The following is a 372-nucleotide window of genomic DNA, read 5'->3' on the forward strand; positions in this document are numbered from 1 at the left end:
TAGAGTGGTCAGTAAATTCATCGAGCTATAGTAGTCGAGCCGGAAAGAATCATTGCCCATTGGAAAAATATTTCCTTGTTTGATCACGGGTAAGTAGGCGATGAATTTGTTGTTTTTTACTCGTTCGATAGCGGTGTCATCGGCGGAAAATAACAAAATAGAGCGGCCAGTAATGGCATCAGCAAAGTGTTCTCCGTTGACCGGAACAATATCTTTACGTTTTCCCATTTGATGGTTGTTTTTAAGCCTATCTGGAAGCGGGCTTATGATAAACCCTAACGCGTTTAGAATTTGTCCCTGAGCTGAGCTTTCTGTCCAGAAGTTTCCGCCGCGATCATCGCCATAGTACACCATCGCTGAGACAGGTTGAGG

Annotated in this window: 1 protein-coding gene; it reads right to left on the reverse strand. The window is 44.1% G+C overall.

The genetic code is table 11. The features are described from left to right. Positions 1–372: hypothetical protein (locus tag Q5762_RS37405; RefSeq protein WP_315896769.1), on the reverse strand; the 372-nt coding region annotated here is incomplete at both ends.

It is taken from the genome of Streptomyces sp. P9(2023), assembly GCF_032436795.1.
In the GTDB taxonomy this organism is placed as follows: Bacteria; Actinomycetota; Actinomycetes; order Streptomycetales; family Streptomycetaceae; genus Streptomyces.